The 330-nt window shown below is 73.6% G+C and carries 1 protein-coding gene; it reads left to right on the top strand.

The window, feature by feature from the left end; translation table 11 throughout:
- The coding region (locus ID132_RS11165; RefSeq protein ID WP_413229372.1) for a hypothetical protein at positions 1-330 on the top strand (330 nt) is incomplete at both ends.

The following is a 330-nucleotide window of genomic DNA, read 5'->3' as shown; positions in this document are numbered from 1 at the left end:
CGAGCAGCAGCGCGCCGAGCAAGGCTGGGATGCTCCCGACGCCGAGTTTGACCGCTGGAGCGAGCAGGCACGACGCCGCATGGGCGACGAGCGCTTCGAAAGCTGGATCGGCCGCATGGCTGAGTCCGAGCCCGAGAAGTACGACCGCCTCCGCCGCGGCTTCGAGCGTCACGGTCGCGCTGGCCACGGCCCGCACGGTCATGGCCCGCGCGGCGGCTACGGTCGTGGCTTCGACCCGGAGTTTGACCGGGAGCGCGCCGACCGGCGCGGCTTCGGCCGGGGCGGGCATGGCCACGGCTTTGACCCGGATGCGCGCGAGCACCACCGCCG

Origin of the sequence: Gulosibacter sediminis, assembly GCF_014904065.1 — a bacterium.
Taxonomy (GTDB): Bacteria; Actinomycetota; Actinomycetes; order Actinomycetales; family Microbacteriaceae; genus Gulosibacter; species Gulosibacter sediminis.
Note: the sequence above shows the minus strand (reverse complement) of the source record. Positions and strands in the feature narration are given on the sequence as shown.